This window comes from Phaeacidiphilus oryzae TH49, from assembly GCF_000744815.1.
GTDB classification, from domain to species: Bacteria; Actinomycetota; Actinomycetes; order Streptomycetales; family Streptomycetaceae; genus Phaeacidiphilus; species Phaeacidiphilus oryzae.
Genome location: NZ_JQMQ01000005.1, coordinates 6,258,685 through 6,274,585, shown reverse-complemented (window position 1 = coordinate 6,274,585; position 15,901 = coordinate 6,258,685). Strand labels below are relative to the sequence as shown.

The window sequence follows — 15,901 nt, the reverse complement described above, 5'->3', positions numbered from 1 at the left end:
AGGAACGGGAGGTCAGGGCCGCCGGACCGCAACAGGTCCGGCGGCCCTGGCCGTTGTCCACTCGACCGCAGCCGCTCGACCGCGGGCACTCAGCCCCGCACCCGGCGCCCGTCCTGGTAGACGGAGTGCACCCGGGACCGCAGGTCGGTGAAGTCGTACGGGTCGCCGGAGACCAGCAGGAGGTCGGCCCGCCGGCCCGGGGTGAGGGTGCCCACCGAGTCGGCGACGCCGAGGAGTTCGGCCGCCGAGGAGGTGGCGGCGGCCAGCACCGCCGGCGGCTTCATCCCGCCGGCCGCCATCAGCGCCAGCTCCTCCAGGTTGCGCCCGTGCGGGCCGACCCCGGAGTCGGTGCCCATCGCGATCCGCACACCCGCGGCCACCGCCCGCGTGAAGGACTCCCGGTGGACGTCGATCACCTCGCGGGCCTTGACCACCACGCTCTCCGGCAGTTCCACGCCGGCCGCGACGGCCTCCAGCACCGCCGCCGGGGCGACCAGGGTCGGCACCAGCCAGGTGCCGGCGGCCAGCATCATGTCGATGGCCTCGTCGTCGAGGAAGATGCCGTGCTCGATGGAGCGGATGCCGGCCCGGACGGCGTTCTTGATCCCGTCGGTGGCCTGGGCGTGCGCCATCACCGGCAGTCCGGCCGCGGTCGCCTCGGCGACCAGGGCGTCCAACTCGTCGGCGCGGAAGTGGGCGTGGCGGGGATCGTCGCGCGGCGAGAGGACGCCGCCGGAGGTGCAGACCTTCAGGACGTCGGCTCCCGCCCGGATGATCTCGCGGGCGCGCTTGCGCATCTCCTCCGGCCCGTCGACCACGCCGTCCGGGCGGCCCTCGTGGGCGGGGACCAGCGGGGCGCAGGCCCCGGAGGGCAGCCAGCCGTCGGCGTGGCCGCCGGTCTGGCTGAGGATGGTGATGGCGATCCGCAGCCGGGGCCCCTCGATCAGGCCGTCCTCGACCGCGCGGCGGACGCCGAGGTCGGCGCCGCCCGCGTCGCGAACGGTGGTGACCCCGCAGTCGAGGGTGGCCGCGAGGTTCCGGACGGCCTCGAAGTAGCCGTAGGAGTACGGGAGATGGAGGCCCTTGTCGCCGAGGACGCCGGAGACGGTGACGTGGACGTGGCAGTCGATCAGGCCGGGCAGCACGGTCAGACCGGAGACGTCCACCCGCTCGTCGCCGTCGAGGCCGGTGCCGATGTCGACGATCCGGCCGTCCTCGACGACCACATCGCCGTCGGCGACCTCGGCGCCGGTTCCGTCGAACACCTGGCCGCCGCTGAGCAGAGTCCTGGTCACGCCCGTCTCACCCTCCGTCGGACAGTTCCGCGCCTACCGCCCGATCCTGCCCCAACTCCCGATCTTGCGGAAGGGCGCACCCGGCATCCGCACAGCTGAGGAGGGGTGAGGGGGATCAGCTGGATCGCGCTTCCGGAGGGTCACTCCACCAGGTCGAGCGCGGTGCCGACCACGGTGTCGGCGTCCAGGCCGTGCTTGCGGTAGACCTCGGCCAGGCGGCCGGACTGGCCGAAGTCGGTGACACCGAGGTTGGCGCCGGGGACCCGGTGGATCGTCGGGAGGAAGGCCAGGGTGTGGGGGTGGCCGTCGAGGAGGGTGACCATGGGGGCCGCCCGGTCGGCGGGGAAGGCCTGGTCGAGGATCCAGTCGGGGGCGTCGGCGAGGCCGCGGCGGGCCCGTTGGGCGCGGAAGAGGAGGTCGGGACTGGTCACGCAGACCACGTCGGCCGGGTGGCCGAGGGCGGTGAGCCGGTCGGCGGCCTCCAGCGCCTCCGTGGTGGGCGCGCCCATCACGGCGATGGTGACGTCCGGCCGGTCGACCCCGGCGGCCCGGCGCAGCGGGTAGGCGCCCGCCACCACCTGCCGGCGCCGGCGCTCCCGCGCCGCCGGGTCGGCCGGCACCCCGGCCAGGCCCTGGGCCACCGGCCGGGTGGAGAGGCGGACGTACGCCGAGCCGCCGTCCGGCCGGCCGAGCAGGCCCAGGGCCGCCAGCAGGCACCATTCGGCGTCCAGCGCGAAGGCGGGCTCCCAGGCGGTGACGCCGGGCTGCTCGATGCCCAGCGAGGGGGTGGTGACGGACTGGTGGGCGCCGCCCTCGGGGGCCAGGGTCACCCCGGCCGGCGTGCCGACCAGCAGCGACTGCCCGCCCGCGTAGACGCCGAAGGACCACGGCTCCAGCGCCCGGTTGACGAACGGGTCGTAGACCACGCCGACCGGCAGCAGCGGCTGCCCCCAGCGGGACCAGGTGGCGCCGAGCTCGCCGAGGAGGCCGACCAGGTTGGTCTCCGCGATCCCCAGCTCGATGTGCTGGCCGGTGGGCTCCTCCCGCCAGTGGAGGATGGTCTCGGCGTCGTCCGCGAACCAGTCCGGCCGCTCGTTCGGGGACCACACCCCGACCTTGTTGAGCCAGCCGCCGAGGTTGGTGGAGGAGCTGACGTCCGGGCTGACCGTGACCACCCGGGCGGCCGCCTCCGGGGCCTGCCGGGTGAGGTCGAGAAGGGCCCGGCCGAGGGCCTGCTGGGTGGTGGCGGTGCCGGTCGGGGTGCGGCCGAAGTCGGTGGGGACCGGCGGCGGGGCGGTGTACTCGCGCCGCGGGCGGCGGAGGCGTTCGGCGGCGGCCGCGCAGAGCCCGGCCTCCGGGCTGCCGGCCGGGAAGGCGGCCCACGGGTCTGCCGGGTCGACGCCCAGGTCGGCGGCGAGGGCGGCGATCTGATCGCCCGTCAGCAGCGAGGAGTGGTTCTGCGGGTGGCCCTCGGTGGGCAGGCCGCGGCCCTTGACGGTGTAGGCGAGGATCACCGTCGGGCGGGTGTCGTCGACGGCGTCGAAGGCGGCCAGCAGGGCGCCCAGGTCGTGGCCGCCGAGGTTGCGCAGGGCGGCGGGCAGCACGGCGTCGTCCAGGCCGTCCAGCAGCCGGCCGATCGGGGCCGCGGTGGAGCCGGTGCCGGGCAGCCGCCTGCGCAGCTCGGCCGGGGTGCAGCGGAGCAGCCGCTGGTACTCCGGGTTGCCCATGGTCTCGATCCGGGCGCGGAGTTCCGGCCCGCCGTCCGGCCGAGCGAACAGCTCCTCGAGGAGCCGGCCGTACTTGACGGTGAGCACCTGCCAGCCGGCCGCCCGGAACATGCCGTGCAGCCGCTCGCCGGCCATCGCCGGCACCACCCGGTCCAGGGACTGGCGGTTGAGGTCGACGATCCAGACGGCCTCGCCGAGCCCGGCGACCATCGGGTCCTGGAGCGCCTCCCAGATCGCGCCCTCGTCCAGTTCGGCGTCGCCGAGCAGCGAGTACTGGCGGCCGGTGCCGGCGCCCGCCGCCGGGCCGGTGCCGAAGCGGCCGTCCACGTAGCGGCGGGCGATGGCGCCCCACAGCGGGGCGGTAGCGCCGATGCCGACCGAGCCGGTGGAGTAGTCGACGGTGTCCGGGTCCTTGGAGCGGCTGGGGTAGGACTGCAGTCCGCCGAGGGTGCGGAGGGTGGTGAGGTAGCGGGCGTCCAGGTCGCCGAGGAGGTACTGGACGGCGTGCAGCACCGGTGAGGCGTGCGGCTTGACCGAGACCCGGTCCTCGGGGCCGAGGGCGTGGAACCAGAGTGCGGTGGCGATGGTGGTCATCGAGGCGCTGGACGCCTGGTGGCCGCCGACCTTGAGGCCTGAGGGGTCCGGGTTGACCCGGTTGGTGTGGTCGATGATCGCGGTGGCCAGCCACAGCACCCGCCGCTCGATCGCCTCCAGCGTGCCGAGCCGGGCCGCCCCGAGCTCCGCCCCGGACTCCGCCGAGTTCGCGTCCGTCACCGTCACCGCGGCCACCTCCATTGCCGGCCCTGCTGCTCTTTCTGCCGCTCAGTAGACACAGAGCTGGGCCGACGCACAATATTCGACTGTCCGATTGAGCAGTCTGCCCAATACCAGCCGAGCACAGGAGCCCGCAGTTGAGCACCGTGAGCAGCCGACCGCCCCGCCGCGCCGTGGACGCCACCGACGCGCGGATCCTCCTCGCGCTGGACGCGGACCCGCGGGCGACGGTGCTCTCCCTCGCCCAGAAGCTGGACCTGTCCCGGAACACCGTGCAGGCGCGGCTGGCCCGCCTGGAGCGGGACGGGGCTCTCGGCCGGGCCCAGCGGCGGGTGCTCCCGGAGGCCCTCGGGCATCCGCTGACGGCCGTGGTCACCACTCAGGTCAACCAGCACCGGCTGGCCGAGGTCTCGGCCGAGCTGGCGGAGATCCCGCAGGTGGTCGAGGTGCTGGGGCTGACCGGCGAGCGGGACCTGCTGGTCCGGGTGGTGGCCGAGGACGCCGGTCATCTGTACGGGATCGCGGACCGGATCCTGGCCGTCCCCGGTGTCGAGCGGACCTCGACCGCGCTGGCCATGCGCGAACTGGTGCCCTACCGGGTGGACCCCCTGCTGCGGGCGATTTCGGCGTCGGGTTGACGTTGCGTCAACTTCTGATTGCTCTCCGTACAAACGATCGGGTGTTCACGCGAACGAATGCACCCCATCGATATCCCGCCCACGGGTGAACGTGACACGTGATGCTGACGGTGTGCCAGAGACGGGCTGCAGACCGCGTGGCGCGAACTGTCCCAGTAAGAGCAAGCAGAGAAACGAGTGACCGAGATGAACTTCCTCACCGACGCGCTGGCCGGGCTCCTCCACCTGATCGGCGTGCTCGTCTGACGGATGCCCTGCCGAGGCCCCCGGAGCGGTCCCCCGCTCCGGGGGCCTCGGCCTGTCCTGACCTCCGCTCCGGCCCCGGTGTCCGGGCCGGTCCGCGCCCGTACGCCCGATTGTCGTTGCGGAGCGCTAGGGTCCGGGACCATGGTGGTGAACTCGGGGCGCGCGACGGGGCGGTCAGCGAAACGGTCATCCGACTCGGGCACGGCGAGCGTGATCGGCAGCGGGCCGAACGGGCTGGCCGCCGCGGTCACCCTGGCCCGGGCCGGGCTGCGGGTCACCGTCCACGAGGCGGCCGACACCCCCGGCGGCGGGCTGCGCTCCGTCGACCTCTTCGAGTCCGGCGTACGGCACGACATCTGCGCCGCGGTCCATCCGATGGCCGCCGCCTCGCCCTTCTTCCGGCATTTCGACCTCGCCGCGCACGGCGTGCGGCTCCTCACCCCCGCCCTCTCCTACGCCCATCCGCTCCCCGGCGGCCGCCCGCCCGGACTGGCCTGGCGCTCGCTGGAGGTCACCGCCGAGGGCCTCGGCCCGGACGGCCCCGGCTGGCGGCGGCTGATGGGCCCGCTGCGGGCGCACAGCGAGGAGGTGGTCCGGCTGATGCTCTCCGACTTCCGCACCCCGCCGCGCGATCCGGTCGCCCCGCTGCTGCTCGCCCTGCGGCTGACCGCCGAGCGGGGGCTGCGCACCCCGCAGGCCGCCGCGATGCTGGCCGGTGTGGCGGCGCACTCCGTCGGGCCGCTGCCCAGCCTGACCGGCGCGGCCACCGGGCTCCTCCTCGGCCATCTCGCCCACGCGGGCGGCTGGCCGCTGCCGGCCGGCGGCAGCCAGTCCCTGGCGGACGCGCTGATCGCCGACCTGGAGGCGCACGGCGGGCGGGTGGTGACCGGCCGGCGGATCGACGACCTGGCCGAACTCGACTCCGACCGGCTGGTCCTGGCCGACCTCGGCCCGCGCGAGTTCCTGCGGATCAGCCGCGGCCGGCTGCCCGCCGGGTACGCCCGGGCGCTCGGCCGCTTCCGGCACGGGCCCGGCGCGGCCAAGACCGACCTGCTGCTCGACTCGCCGGTGCCGTGGCGCGATCCCGAGCTGCGGATCGCCGGCACCGTCCACCTCGGCGGCACCCGCGAGGAGCTCTACCGGGCGGAGTCGGAGACCTCCCGCGGGCTGGCCACCGCCCGCCCGTTCATCCTGGTCACCGAGCCGGCCAACACCGACCCCGGGCGGGCGGTCGGCGGCCGCTACCCGCTCTGGGCCTACGCCCACGTCCCGCAGGGGCGGCCGGAGGACGCCCAGGAGGAGATCATCAGGCGGATCGAGGAGCACGCCCCGGGGTTCCGGGACACCATCGTCGCCGCCCGCTCGGTGCCGGCGCGCGCGCTGGAGGCGTACAACCCCAACTACGTCGGCGGGGACATCGGCGCCGGGGCGGTGACGATCCGGCAGACGCTGCTGCGCCCGGTCGCCCGCTGGAATCCGTACGCCACCCCGCTGCCCGGGGTCTTCCTCTGCTCCGCCTCCACGCCGCCCGGCCCCGGCGTCCATGGCATGGCCGGCTATCTGGCGGCCAGGGCCGCGCTCCGCGCCTGCGGGGAGCGCTCGCCGGAGACGCCCGGCCGGCCGTCGGCCCGGCAGTTGCCGCCGCTCCGGTTCCGGCGGCGGCCCGAGGCGGGTATGACCGGAGGGTGACGAGTGGAGAAGCAGGCACGCTCGATCCCGTACGGGACTTCCCGGGCTTCCCGGGGGTGGACGAAGTGCTGGCCCAGGCGCGGAGCCTGGCCGAGCGCGCCGGGGGGCGGGTCGAAGCGCTGGGCCGGTACCGGGACGGCAGGCCGCTGGAGCTGGTGCGCGCCGGCAGCGGTCGGCGCCAGGTGCTGCTGCTGGGCGGGCCCCACCCCAACGAGCCGGTGGGGATGGCCAGTTGCCTGGAGCTGCTGCGGCTGCTCGGCGGCCCCGGCCCGCAGGCCGCGGCCCTGCGGGCGGGCTGGACCTGGAACGTCGTCGCCTGCTGGGACGCCGTCGGCGCCCGCCGCAACGAGGGCTGGTACGGCGTCCGCCCGCTGACCCCGGAGGTCTACCACCGCTGGTTCTACCGGCCGCGGCTGTGCGAGCAGCCGGAGTGGACCTTCCCGCTGGCCGGGGCGCGGACCGGCCGGGAGGCGCTGTGGCCGGAGACCCGGGCGGTGATGGAGGCGGTCGACCGGCTCCGTCCCGAGCTGGTCGCCTCGCTCCACAACACCGACCTGGACGGCTCCTTCTTCATGCTCAGCCGGCAGCAGGGCGGTCTCGCGCAGGAGCTGTCCCGGCTGCCGGCCCGCTTCGGCCTCTCCCTCGGCCGGTACGACGCGGACAGCGTCGGCTGGGCCACCCCCGCCCCGGGGGTGCACGTCCTGCCGGGCGCCGACGAGCTCTACATCCTCGGCCCGGAGGCGAACGCCGCCGCGGGCGGCGACGGACGCGGCCACGGCGCCTGCAGCCTCCACTACGCCGAGCGGGTCTGCGGGGCGCTCGGGGTGATCGCCGAGGTGCCGCTCTGGCGGATGCGCCGCGAGCCGGCCCCACCGCAGTCCCGGTGGCGGCGCCGGATGGGCGAGTTGGCGGACCTCGCGGACCGCCGGAGCGCGCAGCTGCGGGCCGCCGGGCCGGAGGCCCCGTTCGGCGCCGAGGACCCGGTGTACCTGCCGCCGGTCCGGGAGACGCTGCGCCTGCTGGGCAACGAGACCGAGCGCTGGCGGGGGATGCTCCGCCCTGAGGACCCCGAGCTGGCCGCCGATGTGTGGAACAGCGTGCGCGCCGGGGCGTACCGGCTGCCGCTGCGGGCGCTCGGGATGCGACTGCGCTCCCCCCTGCCGGTCGCGCCGGGACTGCGGGCGCTGCTTCCCGCGCTCTCCGCCGAGTTCGCCGCCGAGCTGGGAGTGCGGCCGACGCCGATCCGCGACCTGATCCGGACCCAGCTGGCCGCGCTGCTCCTCGCCCTGGACCACGCGCGCTGAGCGCCGGCGCCTCAGAAGACAAGGGAAGGGCCCGTCGTACGGGGGAAACGACGGGCCCTTCAATGAACAGAGTAACTTGCACGGGCGCCTCGCGACACCCTGTCCACCGAATTTCCGTGGCCTGAATTCCCCTGTGCTCACCCACTGTTGACGAACCATCAACAACGCGAGAAACATCGGAGGCCTAACGCCACCTCGTGCACAGCAGAGGACGGAACCATGCCCTTGGTCCCCCGCCGCCGCGCACTCGGCATCGGCCTCGGCTCGGTACTCGGCGCCACGCTGCTGTCCGCATCCGGACGCCCCGCCCCGGCCCGGGCCGCCGGCCGGGCCAACCCCGACGCGGTCGCCTCGGCCCGGCTCGCCGCCGACTACTGGCAGGCCCAGCCGCAGCCGTACGCGAACAACGCCGACTGGGTCAACGCCACCTTCCACAGCGGCGAGATGGCGCTGTACCGGCTCACCGGCGACCCCCGCTACCGGGAGTTCACCCTCGGCTGGGCCGAACAGAACGGCTTCGCCCTGATCCCCTCGTCCTCGGCCCCCTTCCACGCCGACCACGAGACCGCCGGCCAGGCCTACCTGGACCTCTACCAGACCTCGCCGGACGGCCCGCACCCCGCGTACCTGGCCGCCGTCCGGCAGCGGCTGGACGCCCAGCTGTCCTCCGGCAGCGCCGACTACTGGACCTGGGTGGACGCCCTCCACATGGCGATGCCGGTGTTCGTCCGGATGGCCGCCCAGGACTCCCGGCCGGACTATCTGGACTACGCCCACTCCTCCTACCTCTACACCCGCGACCAGTGCGGCGGCCCCGGACTGTGGGATCCCGCCCGCTCACTGTGGTGGCGGGACGCCGGCTTCCTCCACACCGACACCTACTGGTCGCGCGGCAACGGCTGGGCACTGGCCGACCTGGCCAAGGTGCTCGGCGCGCTGCCGCCGGGCGACCCGAACCGGGCCGGCTACGCGGCCGACATGCGGGCGATGGCCGCCGCACTCAAGCCACTGCAGTCGGAGGACGGTTACTGGCCGGCCGACCTGATCCGCCCGGACCGCTATCCGGGCCCGGAGACCAGTGGCACCGCCTTCTTCACCTACGGCCTGGCCTGGGGCGTCAACCACGGGGTGCTGCCGGCGGCGGTCTACCGGCCGGTGGTGGAACGGGCCTGGCAGTGGGTGGCACACACCGCCCTGCAGCCCTCCGGCCTCCTCGGCTGGGTGCAGGGGACGGGCGCCAAGCCGGCCGACAACTACCCCTGGACGGCGTCGAGCACCGCCGCCTTCGGCGTCGGAGCCTTCCTGCTCGCGGCGACGGAGGTGGCGGTGCTCGATTCCTGACGGGCCGTCAGCGCGGACCGGCAGAGCTCAGCGCAGGGTCAGACGGAGGCCAGCGCGTCGATCTCGACCAGCATCGGCTCCTGCGGCAGCTCCACGAAGACCGTGGTCCGGCAGGGCATGACCTCGCCCTCGGCCAGGTTCTCCTTGATGAACTCGCCGTAGACCTCGTTCATCGCGGCGAAGTCGGAGCGCTTGGTGAGATAGACCCGGAACATGATCACGTCGGAGACCGAGGCGCCGCCTGCCGTCAGGATGGCCTTGACGTTCTCCAGGGTCCGCCGGGTCTGCGCCTTCACGTCCCCGTGGTGGAGGTACTCGCCGGTGGACGGGTCCTGCGGGCCCTGGCCGGAGACCTGGAGCAGCGGGCCCTTGCGGACACCCTGCGAGAACACCCACGCGGGGGCGGGGGCGCCGTCGGTCCGGACCTCGATCTTGTCGCTCATGGCGGGGTGGTGCCTTTCCCTGGGTGGATCCGCGCGGATCGGTGCGGATCGGTGCGTATCGGTATGGATCGGTGTGGGTCAGCGGCGGTAGCCGCAGTCGGCGGAGACGGCGCGGGCCGTCTCCCGCAGTTCCGGGAGGAGGGCGAGCACCTGCTCCCGGGGCAGCAGTACGTCGGGGACGGAGATCGACACGGCCGCCACCACCCCGCCCGCCGCGTCCCGGATCGGGGCGGCCACGCAGGTGATGAAGGACTCGTGCTCGGCGTCGTCCATCGCCCAGCCCTGCTCGGCGACCTTGGCCAGCTCGGCCAGGTAGGCCTTGGCGTCGGTGAGGGTGCGGGCGGTGAACCGCCGGTACTCGATGCCCTCCGCGATCCGCCGGCGCTCGGCCGGCGGCAGGTCGGCGACCAGCACCTTGGCGATCGCCGTGCAGTGCAGCGGCATCCGCAGGCCGATCCTGGAGTACATCCGGATCGGCGCCTCGCGGGCCTCGCACTTGTCCAGGTAGAGGACGTCCTCGCCCTCCATCACGCCCAGATGGACGGTCTGCCCGGTGGACCGGTTGAGCGCGGCCAGGTGCGGTGCCGCGATCGCCCGTACCTCGCGCTGCTCCAGGGCCGCGCCGGCCAGCTCGAAGGTGCGCGAGCCGAGGTGGAAGCGGTGGGCCCCGTCCCGGTCGTCCCGGTAGACGAACCGCTCCTCCTCCAGGTCGCGCAGCAGCCGCAGCACGGTGGTCTTGTGGACGCCGAGCTCGGCGGCCAACTCGTCCAGCGAGTACGGCCGGTCGCCGAGCCGGACCAGGATGGTCAGCGCGCGGACCAGGCTCTGGCTCATGCGGTCAGCGCTCCTTCCCCGGCGCGGGCGATCCCGTCGGCGGAGACCAGGGCGGCCGCCCACTCCTCCGGCCCGGCGGCGAGCAGCCGCTCCACGGCCGGGGCCGGCGGCGGGGCGCCGTGGTCCCCGGAGACGACCAGGGTGGCGGCGGCGGTCAGATGGCCGAGGCGGAGCCGGCCGGTCTGGCCGTATCCGCGCAGGGTGCCGGCCAGATACCCGGCGGCGAACGCGTCGCCGGCCCCGACCGGCTCCACCACCCGTACCCGCAGGGCGGGTTGGACGGTGACGGTGCCGTCCCGGTCGACCGCGGTGGCGGCACTGGAGTCGTCCTTCACCACCAGGGTGCCCGGACCGGGCAGCAGCGCCCGCAGTTCCAGCGGGTCGCCGGTGCCGAAGACCGCCTCGGCCTCGTCGGCCCCGCACAGCACGAGGTCGGCGGCGGCGGCCAGCTCGCGGAGGACGGCCGGGTCGCGGTCGGGGTCCCGCCAGAGCGCGGGGCGCCAGTTGAGGTCGAAGCTGATCAGCGGGCCCGCCCCGGCGGGAGCCCGGTCCGGCCGCCGATCCCCGTCCGACCACCGATCCCCGTCCGACCGCCGATCCCCGCCAGGCTGCCGATCCCCGCCCGGCGCGCGGTCGGCGACCAGCCGGCGCAGCAGGGCCAGCGCGCTGTCGGAGAGCGCGGCGGTGATCCCGGAGACGTGCACCAGGCCGGCCCGGTCCAGCCGGGACCGCACGGCCGGTTCGCCCAGCAGTCCGGGGCCGAGGGCGGAGGCGGCGGAGCCCCGGCGGTAGTAGTGCATCCGGGAGCCGGTGCCGTCGCCGCGGGTGCCGATCTCCTTGACGTAGAGCCCGGTCGGGCGGTGCGGGTCGACGGCGACCGCGCCGGTGTCCACCCCGTCGGCGGCGAGCGCCTCGGTGATCCGGCGGCCGAAGCCGTCCGCGCCGACCCGGCTGATCCAGGCGGTCGGGACGCCGAGGGCGACGAGTCCGCGGGCGACGTTGGACTCGGCCCCGCCGAAGGCGTGCTGAAAGCTCGTCACCCGCTCCAGCGGCAGCGGCTGCTCGGGCACCAGCAGGGCCATCGTCTCGCCGATGCAGACCGCGGCGGCGGTCGGCGGGTTGCTGTGTCCCATGTCTCCCTCGGCGTGGGGGCGGCCCGGCGGGCCCGCGCGGTCGCGGCCGTCGTCCGGATTGACCGGTTCGTCGCGGCGATGCTAGAACCACGGTAGCAGGTAGCGCAACGTTGATTGCGTATTCTGCAACGTGGCAGGTGAACCTGGAGGCAGAGCGATGGCAGCAGCGGGCACTCTGGACGAGGTGGCGGTGGCCGCCCTCCGCGAGGAGCGGTTGGACTGGCGGTTCAAGGCCGTCCCCGCCGCCGCCCACGGCGAGACCGCCGGCTCCTGGCTGGCCTCCCGCCCCCGGCTCTCCGAGCTCGGCACCCCTCTGCTGACCCTGGACGCCTCCGCCCTGGCGCACAACCGGGACACCGTGGCCGCCTGGGCCGACGCGGCCGGCGTGCTCCTCGCCCCGCACGGCAAGACCACCATGGCGCCGGCGCTGTGGAAGCAGCAGCTGGACGCCGGGGCCTGGGGCGTCACCCTGGCCAACCTCCCGCAGCTGCGGGTCGCCCGCGCCTTCCGGGTGAGCCGGCTGATGCTGGCCAACTCGCTGGTCGACCCGGCCGGACTGGCCTGGCTCTCCGCCGAGTTGGACGCCGATCCGGAATTCGCCTTCCTCTGCTGGGTGGACTCCGAGCGCACGGTCGAGCTGATGGACGCCGCCCTCCGCGCGGCCGGCGCCGGCCGCCCGGTGGACGTCCTGGTCGAGCTGGGCGGGCCGCATGGCCGCACCGGCGTACGGGACCTGGACGCCGCGCTGCGGGTCGCCGAGGCGGTCCGCCGCTCCCCCCTCCTGCGGCTGGCCGGCACCGGCGGCTACGAGGGGGCCTTCGCCCACGACGCCTCCGCCGACTCCCTCGCCGTCGTCGACGGCTACCTGGACCGGCTCACCGAGCTCCACGGCCGGCTGGCCGGGCTCGGCTACGAGACCGAGCGCCCGGTGGTCACCGCCGGCGGCAGCGCCTACCCGGACCGGGTGGCCCGTGCCCTCGGCGCGCTGAACGGCGCGAACGGCCCGAGCGGCGCGAACGGCCCGAACGGCGCCCCCGAGGTGGACGCCGTCCTCCGCTCCGGCGCCTACCTGATCCACGACGACGGCTTCTACCGCGGCATCTCGCCGTTCGGCTCGGCCGACGGCCGGGCGCCGGGCACCCCCCGGCTGCGCGCCGGGATGCACGGCTGGGCGCGGGTGGTCTCGCACCCCGAGCCCGAACTCGCCCTGCTGGACGCCGGAAAGCGCGACCTGCCCTTCGACGAGGGCCTGCCCGAGCCCCAACTCCTCTTCGGCGCAGGCCGGTTGACGGAGTGCGAGGTCAGCGCCCTCAACGACCAGCACGCCTTCCTGACCGGCCCGGGCGCCGCCCGGGCCGCCGTCGGCGACGTGCTGCGGCTGGGGCTCTCCCACCCCTGCACGGCCTTCGACAAGTGGTCCCTGATCCCCGTCCTGGACGACGCGGACTCCGCCGACCCGGTGGTGGTCGACCTGGTCCGGACGTGGTTCTGATGCCCGGCACCGACCTGGTGATCCGGGGCGCCCTGGTCGCCGACGGCACCGGTGCGCCCGCGGTCCGCCGCGAGGTCGCCGTCGCGGCCGGCCGGATCGCCGAACTCGCCGCCCCCGGCGAGCGGTTGACCGGGCGCCGGGTGCTGGACGCGGACGGCCTGGTCCTCTCCCCCGGCTTCATCGACATGCACGCCCACTCCGATCTGGCCCTCCTCACCGAGCCGGACCACTTCGCCAAGGTCTCCCAGGGCGTCACCTGCGAGGTGCTCGGCCAGGACGGCCTCTCCTACGCCCCGGTGGACGACGCCACCCTGGAGCAGACCCGCCGTGCCGTCGCCGGCTGGAACGGCGACCCGGACGACGCGGACTTCGCCTGGGACTGGCGCTCGGTCGGCGGGTACCTGGACCGGCTGGACCGGGACGGGATCGCGGTCAACGCCTGCTACCTGGTCCCGCAGGGCTCGGTCCGGATGCTCGTCCTCGGCTGGGAGCCGCGCCCCGCCGACGCCGCGGCCCTGGACCGGATGCGGGCCCTGGTCGCCGAGGGGATGGCGGAGGGCGCGGTGGGGATGTCCTCCGGCCTCACCTACGCCCCCGGGATGTACGCGGACGAGGCCGAACTCACCGCCCTCTGCCGCACGGTCGCCGAGCTGGGCGGCTTCTACGCCCCCCACCACCGCTCCTACGGGGCCGGCGCGCTGGCGGCCTACGCCGAGATGGTGCGGATCTCCCGCGAGTCCGGCTGCCCGCTCCACCTCTCCCACGCCACCATGAACTTCGGCGTCAACCGGGGCCGGGCGGGCGAGCTGCTGGACCTCCTGGACGCGGCGATCGCCGGGGGCTGCGACCTCACCCTGGACAGCTATCCGTACCTGCCGGGCTCGACCACCCTGGTCGCCCTGCTGCCGAGCTGGGCCTCGGCCGGCGGCCCGGCGGCGATCCTGGACCGGCTCCGGGACCCGTCCTCCCTCGCCCGCATCCGCGCCGATCTGGAGGTGAACGGCTCGGACGGCTGCCACGGCGTCACCGCTGACTGGCACACCGTCCAGATCTCCGGCTCCCGGGACACCGCCGCCGTCGGCCGCACCCTGGCCCAACTCGCCGCCGAGCGCGGCCGGGAGCCGTTCGCCCTCTACACCGACCTGCTCCTGGGCGACGAACTGGGCACCACCATCCTCCAGTTGGTCGGCCACGAGGAGAACGTCCGGGCGATCATGCGCCACCCGGCGCACACCGGCGGCAGCGACGGGCTCCTGGCCGCCGCCCGCCCGCACCCGCGCGCCTGGGGCACCTTCCCCCGCTACCTCGGCCACTACGTCCGGGAGGAGGGGGTGCTAGGCCTGGAGGAGTGCGTCGCCCACCTCACCGGCCGTCCGGCCCGCCGGCTGCGGCTGGCCGACCGCGGGCTGATCCGCCCAGGCCACCGCGCCGACCTGGTGCTCTTCGACCCGGAGACGGTGGCCGACACCGCCACCTTCGAGGACCCGAGACAGCAGGCCGCCGGCATCCCGCAGGTATTCGTCGACGGCACCGCCGTCATCGCGGACGGCCGTCCGACCGGGGCCCGCCCCGGCCGCGCCCTCCGCCGCACCCCGGAAGGAACCGTTCGGTGACCACCACCCGCACCTCCACCCCCACGGTGATGGACGTCCTCGCCGCCGACCGCGTGCTGACGGTGGTCCGCGCGCCGCGGATCCCGGACGCCGCCGCGCTCTGCCGGGCGCTGGCCGAGGGCGGCATCCGCACCGTCGAACTCACCTTCACCACGCCGGATCTGACCGGCCATCTCCGCGCGGCCGCGGCCGTCGCGGCGGAGACCGGCTGCCGGATCGGCGCCGGCACCGTCCTCACCGCCGGTGACGCCGCCGCGGCGGTGGACGCGGGCGCCGAGTTCCTGGTCACCCCGGGGCTGCGGCCGGAGGTCGCGGCGGTCGGGCGGGAGCGCGGGGTCCCGGTCGTGATGGGCGCGTTCACCCCGACCGAGGTGCTCACCGCGCTGGACCTGGGCGCGGCGGCGGTGAAGATCTTCCCGGCGCACGCCCTCGGCCCGCGGTACTTCAAGGACCTCCGCGGCCCCCTGCCGGACGTCCGGCTCCTCCCCTCCGGCGGGGTCAACGCCGGCAACGCCGGGGAGTTCCTCGCCCAGGGCGCGATAGCCGTCTCGGCCGGCACGGACGCCGTCCCGCCGCAGGCGGTGGCGTCCGGGGACTGGCCGGAGATCACCCGCCGGGCGCGGGAGTTCACGGCCGCGCTCTGATCGGAGGCTCCCCCGGAGCGTCCCGGCCTCTGCGTCCGGAGTCTTGTCACCCCATGTCACTTGTGGAATGGTCTCGGCAGGTCGACCATTCCACAAGTGACATGGAGAGCAAGCGATGAAGCTCGAGAGCATCCTGCTGGGGGTCCTCGCCTGGCATCCGCGCACCGGCTACGACCTGAAGAAGTTCCTCGACAGCCACGGGCGCTTCCTGCGGTCCAACACCCAGATGAGCCAGGTCTACCGCTCGCTGGCGAAGATGGAGTCCAGCGGCTGGGTCGCGCACACCGTCCAGCGGCGGCCCGGCGCCACCGACGCCAAGACCTACCGGATCACCGACGAGGGGATGACGGTCTTCCTGGACTGGCTCACCGGCCCGTACAGCCCGCCCTCCCGGTTCCAGGACCCGGACTTCGGCGTCCGGCTCGCCTTCGCCGGCTTCCTGACCCGCGATCAGCTCCTCGGCCTGATCGACACCGAGCTCCACGCCCGGCGCGGAGAGGTGGCCCGCTACCGCCACCGCGACCGCAGCCTCCCGGACGCCGAGACCCCCGCCCCGTTCGACGCGGGGATCGCCGTCCTGGTCTCCGAATGGGCCCACCGCACCGGCGCCCGCGCCATCGACGCCCACATCGAGCGCCTGGACCTGCTGCGCAAGATCCTGCTGGACACCCCGGACCACGTGGCCGGCCCGGAGCTGCTGGCCCGCCTCGACGAAGTCCGCTGAACGG

13 protein-coding genes are annotated in these 15,901 nt (G+C 74.9%); 8 read left to right on the top strand and 5 right to left on the bottom strand.

What is annotated here, in order from left to right; genetic code table 11:
- Positions 1-89: 89 nt before the first annotated feature.
- Both BS73_RS31595 and BS73_RS31590 read right to left on the bottom strand, forming a co-directional pair.
- Entirely contained in the window at positions 90-1,295 is a 1,206-nt protein-coding gene (locus BS73_RS31595; RefSeq protein WP_037577788.1) for a metal-dependent hydrolase family protein, read from the bottom strand.
- A 140-nt stretch (positions 1,296-1,435) separates the two neighbouring features.
- Positions 1,436-3,811, bottom strand: a complete 2,376-nt coding sequence (locus tag BS73_RS31590) for a transketolase-like TK C-terminal-containing protein (protein WP_407675153.1) — start codon at positions 3,809-3,811, stop codon at positions 1,436-1,438.
- Positions 3,812-3,933: 122 nt separating this feature from the next.
- On the opposite strand from BS73_RS31590, the gene BS73_RS31585 reads away from it, so the two are divergent.
- From BS73_RS31585 to BS73_RS31570, 4 genes are all read left to right on the top strand, one after another.
- Positions 3,934-4,434, top strand: a complete 501-nt coding sequence (locus BS73_RS31585) for an Lrp/AsnC family transcriptional regulator (RefSeq protein WP_037577785.1) — start codon at positions 3,934-3,936, stop codon at positions 4,432-4,434.
- Between the two features lie 387 nt (positions 4,435-4,821).
- Complete coding sequence (locus BS73_RS31580) at positions 4,822-6,369, top strand: phytoene desaturase family protein (RefSeq protein WP_084704501.1); 1,548 nt, start codon at positions 4,822-4,824, stop codon at positions 6,367-6,369.
- Positions 6,366-7,673: a M14 family metallopeptidase gene (locus BS73_RS35315; protein WP_152617795.1), complete on the top strand. Its 1,308-nt coding sequence runs from the start codon at positions 6,366-6,368 to the stop codon at positions 7,671-7,673. Before BS73_RS31580 ends, BS73_RS35315 begins: the two co-directional genes overlap by 4 nt.
- Positions 7,674-7,892: 219 nt before the next feature.
- Complete coding sequence (locus tag BS73_RS31570) at positions 7,893-9,014, top strand: glycoside hydrolase family 88 protein (RefSeq protein WP_051941211.1); 1,122 nt, start codon at positions 7,893-7,895, stop codon at positions 9,012-9,014.
- A gap of 38 nt (positions 9,015-9,052) precedes the next feature.
- Here the strand turns inward: BS73_RS31570 and BS73_RS31565 are convergent, their stop codons facing one another.
- From BS73_RS31565 to BS73_RS31555, 3 genes are all read right to left on the bottom strand, one after another.
- The gene (locus tag BS73_RS31565) at positions 9,053-9,457 is read right to left on the bottom strand and encodes a RidA family protein (protein WP_037577783.1); all 405 of its coding nucleotides are present in this window, start codon (positions 9,455-9,457) and stop codon (positions 9,053-9,055) included.
- A 78-nt stretch (positions 9,458-9,535) separates the two neighbouring features.
- Entirely contained in the window at positions 9,536-10,291 is a 756-nt protein-coding gene (locus BS73_RS31560; RefSeq protein ID WP_037577782.1) for an IclR family transcriptional regulator, read from the bottom strand.
- Positions 10,288-11,424, bottom strand: a complete 1,137-nt coding sequence (locus BS73_RS31555) for a sugar kinase (protein ID WP_063837105.1) — start codon at positions 11,422-11,424, stop codon at positions 10,288-10,290. Before BS73_RS31555 ends, BS73_RS31560 begins: the two co-directional genes overlap by 4 nt.
- A 157-nt stretch (positions 11,425-11,581) precedes the next feature.
- Between BS73_RS31555 and BS73_RS31550 the strand changes: the two genes are divergently transcribed.
- The 4 genes from BS73_RS31550 (at position 11,582) to BS73_RS31535 (ending at position 15,897) form a co-directional block, all read left to right on the top strand.
- Positions 11,582-12,916, top strand: a complete 1,335-nt coding sequence (locus tag BS73_RS31550; RefSeq protein ID WP_037577780.1) for an alanine racemase — start codon at positions 11,582-11,584, stop codon at positions 12,914-12,916.
- Complete coding sequence (locus BS73_RS31545) at positions 12,916-14,529, top strand: N-acyl-D-amino-acid deacylase family protein (RefSeq protein ID WP_037577779.1); 1,614 nt, start codon at positions 12,916-12,918, stop codon at positions 14,527-14,529. The genes BS73_RS31550 and BS73_RS31545 overlap by 1 nt, the downstream gene beginning before the upstream one ends.
- Entirely contained in the window at positions 14,526-15,173 is a 648-nt protein-coding gene (locus BS73_RS31540; protein WP_235215596.1) for a bifunctional 4-hydroxy-2-oxoglutarate aldolase/2-dehydro-3-deoxy-phosphogluconate aldolase, read from the top strand. Before BS73_RS31545 ends, BS73_RS31540 begins: the two co-directional genes overlap by 4 nt.
- 115 nt (positions 15,174-15,288) lie before the next feature.
- Entirely contained in the window at positions 15,289-15,897 is a 609-nt protein-coding gene (locus BS73_RS31535) for a PadR family transcriptional regulator (protein ID WP_037577777.1), read from the top strand.
- Positions 15,898-15,901: the final 4 nt, after the last annotated feature.

Coding starts and splice junctions, on each gene's coding strand:
- BS73_RS31570 (WP_051941211.1), top strand. CDS start 7,893: ATGCCCTTGGTCCCCCGCCGCCGCGCACTCGGCATCGGCCTCGGCTCG.
- BS73_RS31560 (WP_037577782.1), bottom strand. CDS start 10,291: ATGAGCCAGAGCCTGGTCCGCGCGCTGACCATCCTGGTCCGGCTCGGC.
- BS73_RS31535 (WP_037577777.1), top strand. CDS start 15,289: ATGAAGCTCGAGAGCATCCTGCTGGGGGTCCTCGCCTGGCATCCGCGC.
- BS73_RS31550 (WP_037577780.1), top strand. CDS start 11,582: ATGGCAGCAGCGGGCACTCTGGACGAGGTGGCGGTGGCCGCCCTCCGC.
- BS73_RS31565 (WP_037577783.1), bottom strand. CDS start 9,457: ATGAGCGACAAGATCGAGGTCCGGACCGACGGCGCCCCCGCCCCCGCG.
- BS73_RS31545 (WP_037577779.1), top strand. CDS start 12,916: ATGCCCGGCACCGACCTGGTGATCCGGGGCGCCCTGGTCGCCGACGGC.
- BS73_RS31580 (WP_084704501.1), top strand. CDS start 4,822: ATGGTGGTGAACTCGGGGCGCGCGACGGGGCGGTCAGCGAAACGGTCA.
- BS73_RS31555 (WP_063837105.1), bottom strand. CDS start 11,424: ATGGGACACAGCAACCCGCCGACCGCCGCCGCGGTCTGCATCGGCGAG.